General features: G+C 48.0%; 13 protein-coding genes. 12 read left to right on the top strand and 1 reads right to left on the bottom strand.

The annotated features are described in order from the left end of the window. Positions 1-16 precede the first annotated feature (16 nt). The gene (mfd, locus tag AAGC78_RS16690) at positions 17-3,481 is read right to left on the bottom strand and encodes a transcription-repair coupling factor (RefSeq protein ID WP_435785237.1); all 3,465 of its coding nucleotides are present in this window, start codon (positions 3,479-3,481) and stop codon (positions 17-19) included. Between the two features lie 586 nt (positions 3,482-4,067). Between mfd and AAGC78_RS16685 the strand changes: the two genes are divergently transcribed. The 12 genes from AAGC78_RS16685 (at position 4,068) to nuoM (ending at position 17,562) form a co-directional block, all read left to right on the top strand. Continuing rightward, positions 4,068-4,511 (top strand): NADH-quinone oxidoreductase subunit A, encoded by a 444-nt coding sequence (locus AAGC78_RS16685; protein WP_435785236.1) that lies wholly within the window; start codon positions 4,068-4,070, stop codon positions 4,509-4,511. Positions 4,512-4,537: 26 nt separating this feature from the next. After that, a complete protein-coding gene (locus AAGC78_RS16680) occupies positions 4,538-5,212 on the top strand; it encodes a NuoB/complex I 20 kDa subunit family protein (protein ID WP_435785235.1) in 675 nt (224 codons plus the stop codon). A 57-nt stretch (positions 5,213-5,269) separates the two neighbouring features. Further along, positions 5,270-7,036 (top strand): NADH-quinone oxidoreductase subunit C/D, encoded by a 1,767-nt coding sequence (gene nuoC, locus AAGC78_RS16675; RefSeq protein WP_435785234.1) that lies wholly within the window; start codon positions 5,270-5,272, stop codon positions 7,034-7,036. Positions 7,037-7,075: 39 nt separating this feature from the next. Next, entirely contained in the window at positions 7,076-7,585 is a 510-nt protein-coding gene (gene nuoE / locus AAGC78_RS16670; RefSeq protein WP_435785233.1) for an NADH-quinone oxidoreductase subunit NuoE, read from the top strand. After that, complete coding sequence (gene nuoF, locus AAGC78_RS16665) at positions 7,582-8,895, top strand: NADH-quinone oxidoreductase subunit NuoF (RefSeq protein WP_435785232.1); 1,314 nt, start codon at positions 7,582-7,584, stop codon at positions 8,893-8,895. The genes nuoE and nuoF overlap by 4 nt, the downstream gene beginning before the upstream one ends. 14 nt (positions 8,896-8,909) lie before the next feature. Continuing rightward, a complete protein-coding gene (nuoG, locus tag AAGC78_RS16660) occupies positions 8,910-11,636 on the top strand; it encodes an NADH-quinone oxidoreductase subunit NuoG (protein ID WP_435785231.1) in 2,727 nt (908 codons plus the stop codon). Continuing rightward, positions 11,636-12,628 (top strand): NADH-quinone oxidoreductase subunit NuoH, encoded by a 993-nt coding sequence (gene nuoH / locus AAGC78_RS16655; RefSeq protein WP_435785230.1) that lies wholly within the window; start codon positions 11,636-11,638, stop codon positions 12,626-12,628. Before nuoG ends, nuoH begins: the two co-directional genes overlap by 1 nt. Positions 12,629-12,639: 11 nt before the next feature. After that, positions 12,640-13,188, top strand: a complete 549-nt coding sequence (nuoI, locus tag AAGC78_RS16650; RefSeq protein ID WP_435785229.1) for an NADH-quinone oxidoreductase subunit NuoI — start codon at positions 12,640-12,642, stop codon at positions 13,186-13,188. Positions 13,189-13,219: 31 nt separating this feature from the next. After that, complete coding sequence (gene nuoJ, locus AAGC78_RS16645) at positions 13,220-13,711, top strand: NADH-quinone oxidoreductase subunit J (RefSeq protein WP_435785228.1); 492 nt, start codon at positions 13,220-13,222, stop codon at positions 13,709-13,711. 103 nt (positions 13,712-13,814) lie between these two features. Beyond that, entirely contained in the window at positions 13,815-14,123 is a 309-nt protein-coding gene (gene nuoK, locus AAGC78_RS16640) for an NADH-quinone/ubiquinone oxidoreductase subunit 4L family protein (protein WP_435785227.1), read from the top strand. After that, positions 14,120-15,985 (top strand): NADH-quinone oxidoreductase subunit L, encoded by a 1,866-nt coding sequence (gene nuoL, locus AAGC78_RS16635; protein ID WP_435785226.1) that lies wholly within the window; start codon positions 14,120-14,122, stop codon positions 15,983-15,985. Before nuoK ends, nuoL begins: the two co-directional genes overlap by 4 nt. 17 nt (positions 15,986-16,002) lie before the next feature. Then, positions 16,003-17,562, top strand: a complete 1,560-nt coding sequence (gene nuoM, locus AAGC78_RS16630) for an NADH-quinone oxidoreductase subunit M (protein WP_435785225.1) — start codon at positions 16,003-16,005, stop codon at positions 17,560-17,562. Positions 17,563-17,565: the final 3 nt, after the last annotated feature.

Genomic DNA, 17,565 nt, shown 5'->3' with positions numbered 1-17,565 from the left:
ATATCCAGTGTGAGAATCAGTTTATTTTAGGATTTAAATAGGTCAACAAATCCGCCACTGTCTGGATTCGTTTTTCGGTTGTATCCATATCCATCACGAATTTTAATTGGTCGGCGCCTTCCAATTTATAAATGCGCGGTTGGCTTTGTACCAGTTTCACAATGAGCAGCGGGTCTACACGCGTATCGCTCGCGAACTCCACTTTGCCTCCGCGATTATTGGCTTCCAATTTGGTGATGCCAATAGCCTCGGCATTCAGTTTGATTTGGGTTACGCGGAACAGGTTTTTAATTTGCTCAGGTAAGAGACCAAAGCGATCAATCATTTCAACTTGCAGGTCGCGCAAGGATTCTTCGCTATCGGCATTGGCAAGCCGTTTGTACATAACGAGACGCGTATGTACATCGGGTAAATAATCTGCGGGAATTAATGCAGGGATGCGCAGATTGATTTCGATTGCTTCGCTGAGCGCTTTTTCCAGATCGGCCTGTTTGCCTTGGCGAATGGCTTTAACGGCGCGATCAAGCATATCCATGTAAAGCGAGAAACCAATAGTTTGGATTTGGCCGCTTTGTTCTTCGCCTAGCAATTCACCTGCACCGCGAATTTCCATATCGTAAGTTGCCAAGGTGAAGCCCGCACCCAAGTCTTCCGCCGCGCCAATGGCTTCGAGGCGTTTGTGTGCATCATCGGTCATTGCGCGGCGATCTGGCGTTAATAAATAGGCGTAGGCTTGATGGTGTGATCGGCCCACGCGTCCGCGCAATTGATGCAACTGCGCAAGACCAAATTTGTCTGCACGATTAATGATAATGGTATTGGCACTGGGGATGTCGATCCCGGTTTCGATAATGGTTGTACATACCATGATGTTGAAGCGCTTGTGATAAAAATCCGACATGACGCGCTCAAGGTCGCGCTCGCGCATTTGTCCGTGGCCAACAGCAATACGAGCTTCGGGAATCAGCTCTTGTAAATCACGTGCGACTTTTTCAATGGTATCCACTTCGTTGTGCAGATAATAAACTTGGCCGCCGCGCAAAATTTCGCGCAGGATCGCTTCTTTAATCGTCGCTTCATCATAAGTTCGCACAAACGTTTTTACCGATAAACGACGTGCCGGTGGTGTTGCGATAATAGATAGATCACGAATGCCCGCCATCGACATATTCAATGTGCGTGGAATAGGTGTGGCGGTCAGGGTGAGAATATCAATCTCGGCACGCAAGGCTTTTATCTGGTCTTTTTGGCGCACACCAAAACGATGCTCTTCATCGATAATTAATAGACCAAGATTTTTGAATTTAATATCCGGCGATAAGAGTTTATGTGTACCAACGACTATATCTACTTTGCCTTCGGCAAGACGTTCAAGTACCTGATTCACTTCTTTGGTGGTGCGGAAGCGTGAGAGCACTTCAACGGTAATTGGCCAATCGGCAAACCGGTCTTTTAATGATTCGTAATGTTGTTGGGCGAGCAGGGTAGTCGGGGCAAGTATCACTACCTGTTTTCCGCCGTGAGCAGCGATAAATGCGGCGCGCATCGCCACTTCAGTTTTGCCAAATCCTACATCACCACAAACCAGTCGATCCATTGGTTTGGATGAAAGCATATCCTGAAGAACAGCTTCAATTGCACGCTGCTGATCGGCCGTCTCTTCAAACGGAAAGCTTGCGGCGAATGCTTCATAAGCTGTTTTGGGGTCAGGAAATGCGTGACCTTTACGCGCGGCGCGGCGCGCATAGACTTCGAGTAATTCTGCAGCGGTATCGCGAATTTGTTCAGCGGCTTTGCGGCGAGCTTTTTGCCAGGATTCACTGCCTAATCGATGCAGCGGCGCTAAGTCATCCTCTGCGCCGCTGTAACGGCCAATTAAATGTAGGCTGGTGACAGGAACATAGAGCTTGGCTTCATCCGCATATTCCAATGTCAAAAATTCATTGGTTTGGTTGTCGATGGTAATCGTTTCGAGGCCGCGATAACGCCCGACGCCGTGATCAATATGAACAACTGAGGCTCCGATTTTTAGTTCGGTCAGGTTTTTTACGATCAGGTCGGCATTGTCTTGGGTTTGCTTGCGTCGACGTTGCTGTTGGATGCGTTCGCCAAATAATTGTGACTCGGCAATTAATGCAATCTTGGGATCTGTTTGCAGCAGGCCTTGCTCTAATGGTGCGACAGTAATGGCAAGCTTTTCGTTTTGGGTGAGGAATTCGCTCCAGCTATTTACCGTTGCTGGTCTTACTCTAATTCGACTTAACAGCTCCAGCAGTGTTTCACGGCGGCCAGCAGATTCTGCACAAAATAATACGCGGCCATCGAACTCCATTAAAAAGGCCTGGATCGCAACCAGTGGGTTTTCTGCTTGTGCCCTGATAGGAAGCGACGGCGTTGCCAGTGTAGAAAAGTTGTAATTCCCTGCTTTATCGTCAAGTTGCCCAGCCTCAATAAAGGTGCGGCAATAGTTTTTTAAATGGCCGAAGAACTCATCAATAGCGAGATAAATATCGCGTGGCGCGAGCAGTGGGCGCAGCGGATCTACGCGGCGGCTCTCGTAGCGGCGTAATAGTTCAACCCAAAAGTTTTCGGCTGATCTTTCAATGTCGCCCAATGAGTACACTTGCGTATTTTGTGGAAGGTAATCAAACAAGGTGCTACAGCTTTCAAAAAACAGCGGCAGATAGTATTCAATTCCGGGTGGTGAAATTCCGGCGCTGACGTCCTGGAATATAGGGCAGGCTTTATGATTTACATCGAAGCGCTCAAGCCATTGCTGCTTAAATAGACTGATACCACTTTTATTCAGTGGGAACTCTTTTGCGGGTAGCAATTGAATTTTATCGACTTTGTCTATCGTCATTTGCGTTTCGGGATCGAAAGTGCGAAGACTTTCGATTTCGTCATCAAATAGATCGATGCGATAGGGACTGTCGCTGCCCATGGGGAAAATATCCATGAGTGAACCGCGCACAGCAAATTCACCGTGTTCATAAACGGTATCGACACAATGGTAACCAGCGCGCTCAAGATTGGAGCGTAATTGATTGGTGTCTATCTTCTCACCGACGGCGACCATCAAACTGTTGCCAACAAGATAGGTCTGCGGCATTAACCGCTGTAGCAGTGTTGTGACTGGGACTACAAGGATTCCCTGTTTAATGCCGGGCAATTTATAAAGGGTACTTAAGCGTTCCGAAATAATATCTTGATGTGGCGATATGGTGTCGTAGGGAAGTGTCTCCCAGTCGGCCAGATGCAGGACGGAGAGCTTTTCCTGATTTTTTGCAAAAAAAGATAATTCGCTTTCGAGGCGAATAGCGGAGCTGGTGTCTGCTGTTACAACCAAGCTCAACCCGTTATGTGCTAATGCTGCATTAACAATCGCAAGAGATTGTGCACTGCCATGAAGCTGCCCCCATGATTGTCGGTTGCCGGAGCGAGTGGAGAGGGGAGGGGTAACAGGAGAGTGCAAAACCATAGAAAACCTGAATCACTATTTAATGAGAAAAATAATCGATAAGCGCGGTATCAATAAATCGGCGAGCAGTTGTCGGGCGATTTTCTTTTTCGTCGACCGGATTCGCATCGCTATAATTTGATGGACATTGTACCTGTCCAGGGGAAAGGCTCTAGTGTGAAATCGCAGAAATAGAATGAAGGCGGTTATTAATTAGACTATTTTTCATTGCGAATAGAAATTTTTTGCAGTAAGTGCTTCAAATACATGAAACTTTTTTGTAATCGAGGTTTGAGTCTGGTTCGATAGTTGCTACAATGCGGTGCGTTTCCATAAGCGGTTTTCAAAACACTTTGGTGGTGCAGGCATTTTTGCGTAGGGAATGCGATTTTTAATGACGGAATTTACGCCTTTTTTGCACACTGCTTATAGTTATCCATAGAGAATGCCGGCCGATTTCAATTCGCCTCAAATTTCGTAAGTCTTTTTGTCGAGCATGCTGGGTTAGTGACGACATCATAAACCTTGCATTCTACTATCGCAATAAGATTAATTATCATCTGCGTATTATTTGCATTTTGCGTGATTCGCTGTTGGAGATTACTTGATGTCAATTGACACCATTGCGCATAACTGGTCCTTCGCTGTTTATATCTTTGGCGTTCTTTTTGTTTGTGTATTTATGCTTGCTATTCCCGTTCTCATGGGTGGGCGTAGTAAGGGCAGGGCTAAAACCGAGCCGTTTGAATCCGGTATTGTCTCTGTAGGTGGTGCACGCCTACGTCTCTCGGCGAAGTTTTATTTGGTCGCCATGTTTTTCGTAATTTTCGATCTTGAAGCATTGTTTCTCTTCGCTTGGTCAGTCTCTGTTCGTGAAAGCGGTTGGGCCGGTTTTATCGAGGTCGTGATTTTCGTTTCTGTTCTTCTCGTTGGTCTTATTTATATCTGGCGCATTGGTGCGCTCGACTGGTCATCTGAAAAGCGTCGTCGCCGTATTAACGATAAGACCAAAGCTAAAACCAAGACTGACGCTACTGTAAATTCCAATTAAGTTTTAAGAATCCTGAGGTTTTCCTGATGGACTATACCCTGACGCGTATTGATTCCGACAATTCAGAAGTTCGCTACCCTGAGCAGCCCCGGGAGCGGGTAAGTGATCCACTGGAAGATCAGGTTCACAAAAATATTTATTTAGGCAAGCTGGAGGACATGGTCCACGGCGCAGTCAACTGGGGACGTAAAAACTCCCTATGGCCTTATAACTTTGGTTTGTCATGCTGTTACGTGGAAATGGCGACCGCTTTTACCGCGCCTCACGATCTCGCCCGTTTCGGCGCAGAAGTAATTCGTGCATCACCCCGCCAGGCTGACTTGATGGTAGTCGCCGGTACCTGCTTTATGAAGATGGCTCCGGTTGTTCAGCGCTTGTATGACCAAATGCTTGAGCCTAAGTGGGTTATTTCCATGGGTTCCTGTGCAAACTCCGGTGGCATGTACGATATTTACTCAGTTGTGCAGGGCGTTGATAAATTCCTGCCGGTTGATTTGTATATCCCAGGTTGCCCCCCACGTCCTGAAGCCTTTTTGCAAGGTTTAATGCTGTTGCAGGAATCGATTGGTAAAGAGCGTCGCCCATTGACATGGGTTGGTGGTGATCAAGGCGTCTATCGTCCGGTGATGCCAGCGCAGCGGGATGTTAAACAGGCTGAACGTATCCAGGTAGTAAACCTGCGTGAGCCTGATGGCGTATAACCTGTAGGTTTGCGCCCCCCCCTTCAAAGAATTTTAATTTTAGTGATGAGCTGATAGATGGCTGAGAATGCGACTCTAGATACCGCTTTGCCTCAGGTAGTGAGCGAACTGTTTGCTGAATTTGGTGAGGGAACCTTCGTGGTTCAACCTACCAAAGATGACGTTCCTACACTTTGGGTAACGCGCGATAAGGTGGTTGAGGTATTGCGTTTTTTACGTGATCTACCGAAGCCTTATTCAATGCTGTATGACCTGAGTGCGATGGATGAGCGTTTACGTACTCATCGCTATGGTTTGCCAGCGTCTGATTTTACCGTTTTCTACCATCTGCTCTCGATTGAGCGCAACAGCGATATCCGCATCAAGGTTGCTCTCTCATCAGATAGTTTGAGTCTCCCCAGTGTTATCAAAATCTGGCCAAATGCTAACTGGTATGAGCGTGAGGTGTGGGATTTATTTGGCATCGAGTTTGATGGTCACCCATTGCTGGTGCGCATCATGTTGCCGCGTACCTGGAAAGGGCACCCTCTGCGTAAGGATTATCCTGCGCGCGCAACTGAATTCGATCCTTTCATGTTGAATGCTGCCAAGCAGGACGCTGAACAGGAAGGTTTGCGTTTTAACCCGGAAGAGTGGGGCATGAAACGCGGTACCCAGGATGAGGACTTCATGTTCCTTAACCTTGGTCCTAACCACCCAAGTGCGCACGGTGCTTTCCGTATCGTGTTGCAGCTTGATGGTGAAGAGATTCTCGATTGTGTTCCGGATATTGGCTATCACCACCGCGGTGCGGAAAAAATGGGTGAGCGTCAATCCTGGCACAGCTATATACCTTACACCGATCGTATCGATTATCTCGGTGGGGTAATGAACAACCTGCCTTACGTATTGGCAGTTGAGAAACTTGCGGGTATCAAAGTGCCTGCACGTGTTGAAACTATTCGTGTGATGATGGCTGAGTTCTTCCGCATCACCAGTCACCTGTTGTTCCTGGGTACTTACATCCAGGACGTTGGTGGCATGACACCGATTTTCTTCATGTTTACCGACCGTATGAAAGCCTACGACGTAATCGAGGCAATCACTGGTGGACGTATGCACCCGGCTTGGTTCCGTATCGGCGGTGTTGCTCATGATCTTCCAAACGGCTGGCAAAAACTGGTGCGCGATTTTGTTGAGTGGATGCCTAAGCGTCTTGCTGAATACGAGAAAGCGGCAATCAGAAACAGCGTTTTAAAATCACGTACCATTGGTATCGCCCAGTACAACTCTAAAGAAGCAATTGAGTGGGGTGTAACTGGACCAGGTTTGCGTGCAACCGGTATTGATTTTGACTTGCGTAAAGCACGTCCTTACTCCGGTTATCAGAATTTTGATTTTGATGTTCCTCTTGCTCATAACGGCGATGCTTATGATCGTTGTCTGGTTCGCGTTGAAGAAATGCGCCAGAGCTTGCGTATCATCAAGCAGTGTTTGGAAAACATGCCTGAAGGTCCGTACAAAGCAGACCATCATTTAACTTGTCCGCCACCGAAAGAAAAAACCCTGCAGCACATCGAGACCTTGATCACTCACTTCCTGAGTGTGTCATGGGGTCCAATCATGCCAGCAGGTGAGGCGAGTCAGTTAATTGAGGCAACCAAAGGCATCAACAGTTATTACCTGACGAGCGACAACTCCACTATGAGTTATCGCACGCGTATCCGTACACCGAGTTTTGCGCATTTGCAGCAAATGCCGTCGGTGATTAACGGCAGCATGATTCCGGATTTGATTGCTTACCTGGCCAGTATCGACTTTGTAATGGCCGACGTTGACCGCTAATTATCCAGTAACCCAATTTAATTATTTGTACTGACTATTATGATTATTTGTACTGATAGCAACCGTCCCAATGTCGAGCCCTACGTGTTGGCCGATGAAGACCGTGCTGAAATCGAGCACCACATTCATCACTACGATGATTCGCGCGCTGCGTCTATTGATGCATTGAAAGTTATCCAGCGTCGCCATGGTTGGGTGCCTGATGGCGCTATTCAACCTGTGGCAGATTTGCTTGGAATTTCTGCGCCGGATCTTGAAGGTGTAGCGACGTTTTATAGTTTGATTTTCCGTCGTCCAGTTGGCCGTAACGTTATCAAAGTGTGCGACAGCATTGCCTGCCACCTGATGGATTATGAAGTCGTTCAGGATGCAATCATCAAGCACATTAATGTTGGTCTTGGTGAAACTACAGCTGATGATCGTTATACCTTGTTGCCAATTTGCTGCTTGGGTACCTGCGATAAAGCGCCAGCCATCATGATCAATGATGACACCCACACTAATCTGACTCCCGAGCAAATCCCGGCATTGTTGGAGAAATATGTATGACCACTCTTTCCAACCTTGGCGAGATCAAACCGCTGACGTATCGCATTGTTGATAATAAGCCGGTAGTCGATATCAAAGAATATGAAGCACTGGACGGTTATTTGTCTGTGCGCACTGCAATTCCTGCAATGTCACCTGCTGATGTTCAGGCTGCAGTAAAAGATGCAAACCTGCGAGGCCGTGGTGGTGCAGGTTTCCCTGCTGGTATTAAGTGGGGACTGATCCCAATGGGACCAGATGCCGGTGCAAAATATCTCGTGTGTAACGCGGATGAAATGGAGCCGGGAACTTTTAAAGATCGCCTGTTAATGGAGTGTTTGCCGCATCAATTGGTGGAAGGCATGATCATCGCGGCTTACGCGATTCAGGCAAAACGCGCTTACATCTTTTTGCGCGGTGAATATGTTCTCGCAGCAAAACATTTGAATGAAGCCATCGAGCAAGCCAACGCAAAAGGCTATCTCGGCGAAAATATTTTAGGTTCCGGCTGGAGTCTCGATATGCATGTGCATACCGGGGCAGGGCGCTACATCTGCGGTGAAGAAACCGCCTTGATTAACTCGCTTGAAGGCCGTCGCGCCAACCCAAGAGCCAAACCGCCGTTTCCGCAAATTGCGGGTCTATGGGGTCGCCCAACCATCGTTAACAACGTGGAAACCCTGAGCAACTTATCGCACATCATCAACCGTGGTGCTGACTGGTTTAAAGGCTTGTCCCAAGGCAAAAGCCCTGATGGTGGAACCAAAATTTACGGTGCTTCCGGCAAGGTGAAAAATCCTGGTTTGTGGGAGTTACCAATCGGTACTACTGCACGCGAAATCATTTATGAGCATGCAGGTGGTATGCGTGATGGTTTAGAGCTGAAAGCCTGGTTACCGGGTGGTGCATCTACCGACTTCCTGACTCCGGATCACCTTGATCTGGCGATGGATTTTGACACGATTATGAAAGCTGGCAGCCGTATGGGGACTGGCTTGGTGATGGTTGTTGATCACACCCAAAGCATGGTGTCTGCGGTGCGTAACCTCGAGCAATTTTTTGCGCGTGAATCTTGCGGCTGGTGTACTCCTTGCCGCGATGGTTTGCCATGGTCGGTAAAAATGCTGCTGGCGATTGAGCGCGGTGAAGGCAAACCAGAATATCTGGATATTTTGCAACAACTGACTCGTCAGCTTGGCCCAGGTAAAACTTTCTGCGCGCATGCGCCGGGAGCTATGGAGCCACTGCAAAGTGCATTGAAATATTTCCGTTCCGAATTTGAACAAGGCATAGCAGCTCCAGCAACCGCTGCAGCTACTGCTACTGCGTAAGGGCTATATAAGTCATGGCTACGATTCACGTTGATGGTAAACAATTAGAAGTTAACGGCGCAGACAACCTGTTGCAGGCGTGTTTGTCGTTGGGACTCGATATTCCTTACTTCTGCTGGCACCCGGCATTAGGCAGCGTTGGTGCCTGTCGCCAATGTGCGGTAAAGCAATACGCTAATGCCGACGATAAGCGCGGTCGTCTGGTGATGTCTTGTATGACACCGGCAACCGATAACACTTTCATCTCGATTGAAGATGAAGAAGCGAAAGAGTTTCGCGCAAGTGTTGTTGAATGGTTGATGACCAACCATCCGCACGATTGCCCCGTGTGTGAAGAGGGTGGCCACTGTCATTTGCAAGATATGACGGTAATGACTGGTCACGATTCCCGTCGCTACGATTTCACTAAACGTACTCACCTGAATCAGGAATTGGGTTCGTTTATCAGTCACGAAATGAACCGCTGTATCGCTTGTTATCGCTGCGTGCGTTATTACAACGATTACGCTGATGGCTCCGATTTGGGCGTATACGGTGCGCACGACAACGTTTACTTCGGTCGTGTTGAAAGCGGTACTTTGGAGAGTGAATTCTCCGGCAACCTGGTAGAAGTTTGTCCTACCGGTGTGTTCACCGACAAAACTCACTCCGAGCGTTACAACCGTAAGTGGGATATGCAATTTGCCCCGAGCGTATGCCAGGGTTGTTCTGTTGGCTGCAATATCAGCCCGGGTGAGCGTTACGGTGAATTGCGTCGTATCGAAAACCGTTACAACGGTTCAATCAACCATTACTTCCTGTGTGACAAAGGCCGTTTTGGTTACGGTTATGTCAACAACGAAGATCGTCCTCGCGTTCCATTTTTGCGTGCTGCTAACGGCCTTGGTGCCACCACATTGGATGGCGCTTTGGATTGGGCGATTGCCGCACTTAAAAACTCCAAAAAAGTGGTTGGTATCGGTTCACCACGCGCAAGCATTGAAACTAACTACGCACTGCGTTCATTAGTTGGTGCAGACAATTTCAGTGCCGGTTTTGAAGCCGCTGAGCAAAAACGTGTTGAATTGGTGCTGGACATTCTGCAAAACAGTGGCCTGCATACTCCACCAGTGCGTGACCTCGAAAACAAAGATGCCGTATTTATTCTGGGTGAAGACTTAACCCAAACTGCAGCGCGTATTGCGTTGGCATTGCGTCAGGCAGTGAAAGGCAAAGCCTACGAAATGGCTGCTGAAAAGCGTGTATCCGAGTGGGCGGCTGAAGCAATTAAAAATATTGGTCAGCATGCGAAGAGCCCATTGTTTATTGCCAGCTTCCAGGAAACTCGTCTTGATGATGCTGCGACTGAAACTTATCGCGCTTCAGTAGAAGGTATTGCGCGTTTAGGTTTTGCGGTAGCCAATATTATTGATAGCAATGCACCTGCAGCGAATGACCTGAGCGATGCAGAACGCGCATTGGCACAAACTATCGCTGATGCATTACTTGCTGCAAAAGCCCCCTTGGTTGTGTCCGGTACTTCAGTAGGTTCCGAGTCTATTATCAAAGCAGCCGCAAACATTGCCCTCGCACTGAAAGCACGTGAAAAAGCAGTAGCAATTACTCTGGTTGTTCCGGAAGTAAATAGTTTGGGTGCAGCTTACTTGAGTGGTAAATCAGTGGTTGATGCACTGACTGCATTGAAAGATGGCACCGCTGATACTGTTGTTATCGCTGAAAATGATTTGTATCGACGCGCACCAAAAGAACTGGTTGATGCAGCACTGTCTGCGGCCAAATCTGTAATCGTTCTTGATCATCAAGTTACTGCGGTGCAAGAAAAAGCGCATCTCGTATTATCTGGCGCAAGCTTCGCTGAAGCGGATGGTACTGTGATTAACTGCGAAGGTCGCGCGCAGCGCTTCTTCCAAGTTTATGACCCGGCGTTCTACGACGCTAAAGTGCAAGTGAAAGAAGGCTGGCGCTGGTTGCATGCGATTCACACGGCGGTTGAAGACAAGCCATTCTCATGGACTCAACTGGATGAAGTCATCGATGCTGTTGTTACCGAGCTTCCAGCTCTCGCTGAAATTCGTGATGCAGCACCTAATGCAGACTTCCGTATTAAAGGTTTGAAACTTGCGCGTGAGCCGCGTCGTTATTCTGGTCGCACGGCAATGCGTGCAAACATCAGTGTACATGAGCCGCGCGCATCGCAAGATAGCGATTCGGCATTGGTGCACTCAATGGAAGGTTATGTTGGTCCGGAAAATCCGGCGGCATTGACTTCATTTGCATGGGCTCCAGGTTGGAACTCACCACAAGCCTGGAACAAATTCCAGGACGAAGTTGGTGGCCATTCACGTAAAGGTGACGCAGGTAAGCGTTTGATCGAAGCACGTGCTGATGCAAGCTTCAATTATTTCAACGATGTACCTGCAGCATTTGCTCCTTCAGACAGCAAGTTGCGCGTTTCTCCGCTGTACCACATGTTTGGTAGTGAAGAGATGACTTCAAAAGCGGCCGTTGTTGCTGACAGAATCCCGGCACCTTATGTAGCCATTTCTGTTGCGGATGCCGAGCGCATCGGTGTTAAAGACAATGCAACAGTGATTGTACGAATTGTTAATAACAATCTGCGTTTGCCGGTGAAAGTCAGTTCAACTCTTGCAACTGGTAGCTTGGGTTTACCGGTTGGCCTGAGTGGCATTCCAACATTTGTTGGTGAGACCTGGGCGCAAGTTATGCAGGAGGCTGTGTAATGTTTGATTGGGTAACGCCAGAGTTGGCTGAAATTTTCTTTACCGTATTTCAGGGTGTTGTAATTCTGTTGGTAACGGTGCTGCTCGCTGCTTATCTCAGTTTGATTGAGCGTAAGTTGCTTGCTTGGTGGCAGGATCGTTATGGTCCTAACCGTGTAGGTCCATACGGTATGTTCCAGATCGTGGCCGACATGTTCAAAATGTTCTTCAAAGAAGACTGGACTCCACCATTTGCCGATAAATTAACGTTCCGTCTTGCTCCTGCAATTGCAATGGGAACGATTTTGTTGTCAATGGCGGTTATCCCTGTCACTCCAACCTGGGGCGTAATCGACTTAAATATCGGCCTGTTGTTCTTCTTCGGTATGGCTGGCCTTGCGGTTTATTCGGTGATGTTCGGCGCTTGGGCGTCCAATAACAAATATGCCTTGCTAGGTGGCTTACGTGCTGCTGCGCAAACTGTTAGTTACGAAGTATTTATGGGCTTGGCACTGATGGGCGTGGTGGTGCAGGCGGGATCCTTTAGTTTGCGCGATATCGTGGAAGCCCAAGCAGGTTTGTGGAATATCATCCCGCAGTTCTTTGGTTTCTGTACCTTTCTGATTGCCGGTATTGCAATCACCCACCGTCACCCATTTGACCAACCGGAAGCTGAGCAAGAGCTGGCTGATGGTTACCACATCGAATACTCAGGTATGAAGTGGGGCATGTTCTTCGTTGCGGAGTACATAGGTGTAGTTGTTGTTTCGGCGATGATTGTGACTCTGTTCTTCGGTGGTTGGCAGCCTTTGCCTTACCTTGAATTCATTCCGCCATTTATCTGGTTTGCGGTAAAAACAGCCTTCTTTATTATGTTATTTGTGCTGGTACGTGGCTCCTTGATGCGTCCTCGTTATGACCACGTAATGAAATTCAGTTGGTTGGTTTGTCTGCCTCTGACATTGATCAACTTAATTGTCACCGGCGCTGTTGTGCTGCTGAATCAGGGTTAAGGTTAATTATTATGGTCAAAAAAATTATCTCCCTTGTAAAAGGGGCCGGAACTCAGGTGCGCAGTGTGGCGATGGTTTTCAGCCACGGCTTCCGCAAGCGTGACACCATCCAATACCCGGAAGAAAAAGTATATCTGCCACCGCGTTATCGTGGTCGCATTGTGTTGACGCGCGACCCAGATGGTGAAGAGCGCTGCGTAGCTTGTAACCTTTGTGCGGTTGCTTGCCCTGTAGGCTGTATTTCTCTGCAAAAGGCAGAGACGGATGATGGCCGTTGGTACCCTGAGTTTTTCCGTATTAACTTTTCGCGTTGTATCTTCTGCGGAATGTGTGAGGAAGCGTGTCCGACAACAGCAATTCAATTGACTCCTGATTTTGAAATGGCGGAATACAACCGTCAGGATTTGGTGTATGAGAAAGAGCATTTGTTGATTTCTGGCCCGGGTAAAAATCCGGATTACAACTTTTATCGTGTTTCCGGTATGGCAATTGCGGGCAAGCCAAAAGGTGCTGCGCAAAATGAAGCCAAACCTATCGATGTAAAAAGTTTGTTGCCTTAATTCCGGCCCGACTGAAGAGAAGAGACATTCGATGGAAATTGCATTTTACATTGCCGCCGCAATCGCGATTTATTCAACCTTGCGTGTAGTTACTAATACCAATCCGGTTCATGCGCTGCTGAGTTTGATTGTGTCGTTGTTAGCGGTTGCTGCCATATTCTTTATGCTCGGTGCACCTTTTGCCGGTGCGCTTGAAATTATCGTTTACGCCGGTGCCATCATGGTGTTGTTCGTATTCGTGGTGATGATGCTTAACGTAGGGCCTGCTGTTTCTATGCAAGAGCGCGCTTGGTTAACACCCAAAACCTGGGTGGTACCAGCAATTCTTGCAGCAGTGTTGCTTGCTGAAATGCTTTACCTGTTGCGCGATGGCACCTGGAGCCAAGCCGGCCATACGTTGGTTGATGCAAAGCAGGTGGGTATATCCCTGTTTGGTCCATATTTGTTAGTGGTTGAACTCGCCTCTTTGCTGTTACTTGCAGCATTGGTTTCGGCATACCACTTGGGTAAACGCGACGACTAAATAGTCGACAACAATTTAAAAACTAAGCTGTCCGGCGTCCTCTTTAAGGAGTACCGGATAAATGGCAAAGCGCGTTGCGCGTAATCGAAAAAGGTGTGCGTAAATGATAGCAATACCTATGGAGCAGGGCCTTGCGGTAGCTGGTGTGCTCTTTGTTCTTGGATTGGTTGGGGTGATGGTTCGCCGCAACATTCTATTTTTGTTGATGTGTCTTGAAGTAATGATGAATGCCGCAGCCTTGGCATTTGTCGTTGCGGGCAGTCGTTGGGGTATGCCTGATGGACAAGTCATGTTCATCCTGATCCTTACCTTGGCTGCAGCTGAAGCAAGTATCGGTTTGGCGATAGTGTTGCAATTTTATCGTCGCCATCATTCTCTGGATATTGACGTTGCGAGTGAGATGCGCGGATGAATTTTCTCTACTTAACATTCCTGTTTCCCGCAATCGGCTTTTTGCTATTAGCTACATTGCGCACCCGTCTTTCTGAAAATGTGGCCGCTGCTATTGGTGTCGGCTCTTTGGGGCTTTCAGCGTTAACGACAGTTTATGTCGGGATCGATTTTTTAAATAACGTAGAGCAGGGCGGCAAGTACGTTCAAACACTGTGGTCTTGGATGCAGGTTGGCGATTTCGATGCAAGCTTTGGTCTGCATTTGGATGGTTTGTCGCTGACTATGCTGGGTGTAATTACCGGTGTTGGTTTCTTCATTCACCTGTTTGCCTCTTGGTACATGCGTGGTGAGGCAGGTTACGAGCGTTTCTTCTCTTACATGAACCTGTTTGTTGCCAGCATGGTATTGCTGGTGTTGGGCGATAACCTTGCTCTCTTGTATCTAGGTTGGGAAGGTGTAGGTCTTTGTAGTTACCTGTTGATTGGTTTTTATTATTCAGATCGCGCAAATGGCGAAGCTGCTATCAAAGCATTTACCGTTACCCGTGTGGGTGACGTGTTTATGGCTATCGGTATCTTCATCATTTTCCAACAACTCGGCACTCTGAATATTGAAGAGATCCTTGTTCTTGCTCCTCAAAAGTGGGTTGAAGGCGACCCAATGGTTGTTGCAGCTTCTTTGATGTTATTAGGTGGTGCGGTAGGTAAATCTGCGCAATTGCCACTCCAAACCTGGTTGGCAGATGCGATGGCAGGCCCGACGCCGGTTTCTGCATTGATCCACGCCGCAACAATGGTTACCGCGGGTGTTTATTTGATTGCTCGTACTCACACTGTTTTCGAATTGGCTCCGGATGTACTGTTATTGGTGGGTGTGGTTGGTGCAGTTACCTTGTTGATTGCTGGTTTCTCCGCACTGGTGCAAACCGATATCAAGCGCGTACTCGCATACTCCACCATGAGTCAGATTGGTTACATGTTTCTTGCGCTGGGTGTTAGTGCTTGGGATGCGGCGATTTTCCACTTGATGACTCACGCATTCTTCAAAGCATTGTTGTTCCTCTCTGCTGGTGCCGTAATCATCGCGTGTCATCACGAGCAAAACATTTTCAAGATGGGCGGCCTTTGGAAAAAGATCCCATTTGTTTATGCATGCTTCCTGGTCGGTGGCGGTGCTCTTGCAGCCTTCCCATTCCTAACTGTCGGCTTCTTTAGTAAGGACGCAATCCTGCTGCAAGCCTACGCAAGTGGTCACACCAATTTGTTCTGGGCTGGATTGGTAGGTGCATTGTTCACTTCTATCTACACCTTCCGCCTGATTTTCATCGTATTCCACGGCGAAGAGAAAACCCACGCTCACGCAATTCACGGCATTTCCTACTGGTTGCCGCTGGGTGTGCTGTTAGTACTCTCAACTTTCGTTGGTGCGTTGATTCATCAACCGCTGGAAGGTGTGTTGCCTGAGTTCACTTCTCCAACATTGGAAGAATCCAAACACTTTGTTGAAATACTGGCTATTGGTACCGGTTTAATTGGATTGGCATTGGCATTCGTATTCTTCTGGGGCGAGCGTCGTATTGCTAAAGCAATCGCTGAGAGTGGCTTGGGACGTTTGTTGTCGCCAATCCTGCGCGATGGTTGTGGTTTCGATTGGTTATACAGCTGGTTGTTCGTAAAACCCTACCTGTTCATTGCGGCTATCAATCGCCACGATGTGATCGACAAGTTATTTAATTTGATTCCGTCTCTGGCAAAACTGGGTAACAGCGCAATGAGCGTGACCGAAAATGGTCGTGTGCGTTGGTATGCCACCAGTATTGCGCTGGGTGCGGTGTTAGTGCTGGGCGCTGTCCTGGTTTTACAAGTTACTTTTACTCATTAAGAAGGATAAGCCAGACCATGACTCTTTCGGCACTGATCCTGATCCCGTTTTTTGGCGGCCTTTTGTGCTGGCTAAGCGAGCGATTGGGCGCAGGCGTCCCACGGTGGATTGCCCTTATTAGTATGTTTCTTGTGCTCGCCATAGGTGTAAACCTGTGGCTTACCGGTGATTACACCAGTATTGCCGGAACCGGCGGGCTTAATTGGCAAGTTGAAGAACAATATTCCTGGATTCCGATTTTGGGTGTGAGCATCCATTTTGGTTTGGATGGTTTGTCGCTGGTGATGGTGTTGCTCACTGGTTTACTTGGTGTTGTTGCTGTTGGTTGTTCCTGGAAAGAAATCAAAACCAACATCGGTGCATTCCACATGAATTTGTTGTGGAGTTTGGCTGGTGTTCTCGGCGTTTTCCTTGCGCTGGACATGATGCTGTTTTTCTTCTTCTGGGAAATGATGCTGATTCCGGTTTATTTCCTGATCGCCCTGTGGGGGCATTCGGCCCATAACGGAGCTGTTCGCGTAAAAGCTGCAACCAAGTTCTTCATCTACACCCAAGTGGGTGGATTGGTGATGCTTGTTGGTATCCTGGCGCTGGTTTTTGTCAACTTCAACGCGACCCAGCAACTCAGTTTCGATTATGAAACCTTGCTTGGTGCTCACAAGTTGATGAGTTCGGAATTGCAGTTTGCATTGATGATGTGCTTCTTCATTGGCTTCGCGGTTAAATTACCAATCGTTCCTGTGCATGGATGGTTGCCTGATGCGCATGCTGAAGCACCTACTGCAGGTAGTGTTGACCTTGCAGGTATTCTGTTGAAAACAGCAGGTTACGGCATGCTGCGTTTTACCTTGCCATTCTTCCCGGATGCATCACAAGAATTTGCTAATACCGCAATGTTGCTCGGTGTAGTGGGTATTTTCTACGGAGCGTTCCTCGCCTTTGTGCAAACCGATATAAAACGTTTGATTGCCTACACCAGTATTTCCCACATGGGTTTTGTGCTGATTGGTATCTATTCAGGCAATTTGTTAACGCTGCAAGGTTTGGTGATTCAAATGGCTGCACACGGTTTGTGTGCTGGTGGTCTGTTCATTCTGGCGGGCCAAATTTACGAGCGCACTGGTACGCGTGACATGCGAGAGATGGGCGGCCTTTGGGCGAAATTTACTTACTTGCCGCCACTGTTGATGTTCTTCGCTGCTGCGCTGCTCGGTATTCCTGGTACGGCTAACTTTGTGGGTGAGTTCCTGATTTTGTTGGGCGCTTTCAAGGTGGTTCCAGTGATCACTATCATTGCAACTGCAAGTTTGGTATTGGCTGGTGTTTACTCACTGATCCTGATTCATCGCACTTTATTTGGCCAACCAGCTTCAGAGCAAAAGTATGCAGATTTGTCGCTTCGGGAAATCAGCATCGTATTGTCTCTTGCGTTAATTCTGCTGTGGGTTGGTTTCTATCCACAACCGCTATTGAATGTGTCTGTGGACGCGATGACTTTTATCCAGCAAACCTATGCACCGGCAGATGTTTCAGTACCTCTGCCAATTGGGGGCGCAGCGTCCCCAGTCGCTCCATGAGGC

It is taken from the genome of Cellvibrio sp., from assembly GCF_039207905.1.
Taxonomy (GTDB): Bacteria; Pseudomonadota; Gammaproteobacteria; order Pseudomonadales; family Cellvibrionaceae; genus Cellvibrio.
Note: the sequence above shows the minus strand (reverse complement) of the source record. Positions and strands in the feature narration are given on the sequence as shown.

Excerpts from the sequence above, each read along its gene's own strand:
- mfd (WP_435785237.1), bottom strand. The coding sequence starts at position 3,481 with ATGGTTTTGCACTCTCCTGTTACCCCTCCCCTCTCCACTCGCTCCGGC.
- AAGC78_RS16685 (WP_435785236.1), top strand. The coding sequence starts at position 4,068 with ATGTCAATTGACACCATTGCGCATAACTGGTCCTTCGCTGTTTATATC.
- AAGC78_RS16680 (WP_435785235.1), top strand. The coding sequence starts at position 4,538 with ATGGACTATACCCTGACGCGTATTGATTCCGACAATTCAGAAGTTCGC.
- nuoC (WP_435785234.1), top strand. The coding sequence starts at position 5,270 with ATGGCTGAGAATGCGACTCTAGATACCGCTTTGCCTCAGGTAGTGAGC.
- nuoE (WP_435785233.1), top strand. The coding sequence starts at position 7,076 with ATGATTATTTGTACTGATAGCAACCGTCCCAATGTCGAGCCCTACGTG.
- nuoF (WP_435785232.1), top strand. The coding sequence starts at position 7,582 with ATGACCACTCTTTCCAACCTTGGCGAGATCAAACCGCTGACGTATCGC.
- nuoG (WP_435785231.1), top strand. The coding sequence starts at position 8,910 with ATGGCTACGATTCACGTTGATGGTAAACAATTAGAAGTTAACGGCGCA.
- nuoH (WP_435785230.1), top strand. The coding sequence starts at position 11,636 with ATGTTTGATTGGGTAACGCCAGAGTTGGCTGAAATTTTCTTTACCGTA.
- nuoI (WP_435785229.1), top strand. The coding sequence starts at position 12,640 with ATGGTCAAAAAAATTATCTCCCTTGTAAAAGGGGCCGGAACTCAGGTG.
- nuoJ (WP_435785228.1), top strand. The coding sequence starts at position 13,220 with ATGGAAATTGCATTTTACATTGCCGCCGCAATCGCGATTTATTCAACC.
- nuoK (WP_435785227.1), top strand. The coding sequence starts at position 13,815 with ATGATAGCAATACCTATGGAGCAGGGCCTTGCGGTAGCTGGTGTGCTC.
- nuoL (WP_435785226.1), top strand. The coding sequence starts at position 14,120 with ATGAATTTTCTCTACTTAACATTCCTGTTTCCCGCAATCGGCTTTTTG.
- nuoM (WP_435785225.1), top strand. The coding sequence starts at position 16,003 with ATGACTCTTTCGGCACTGATCCTGATCCCGTTTTTTGGCGGCCTTTTG.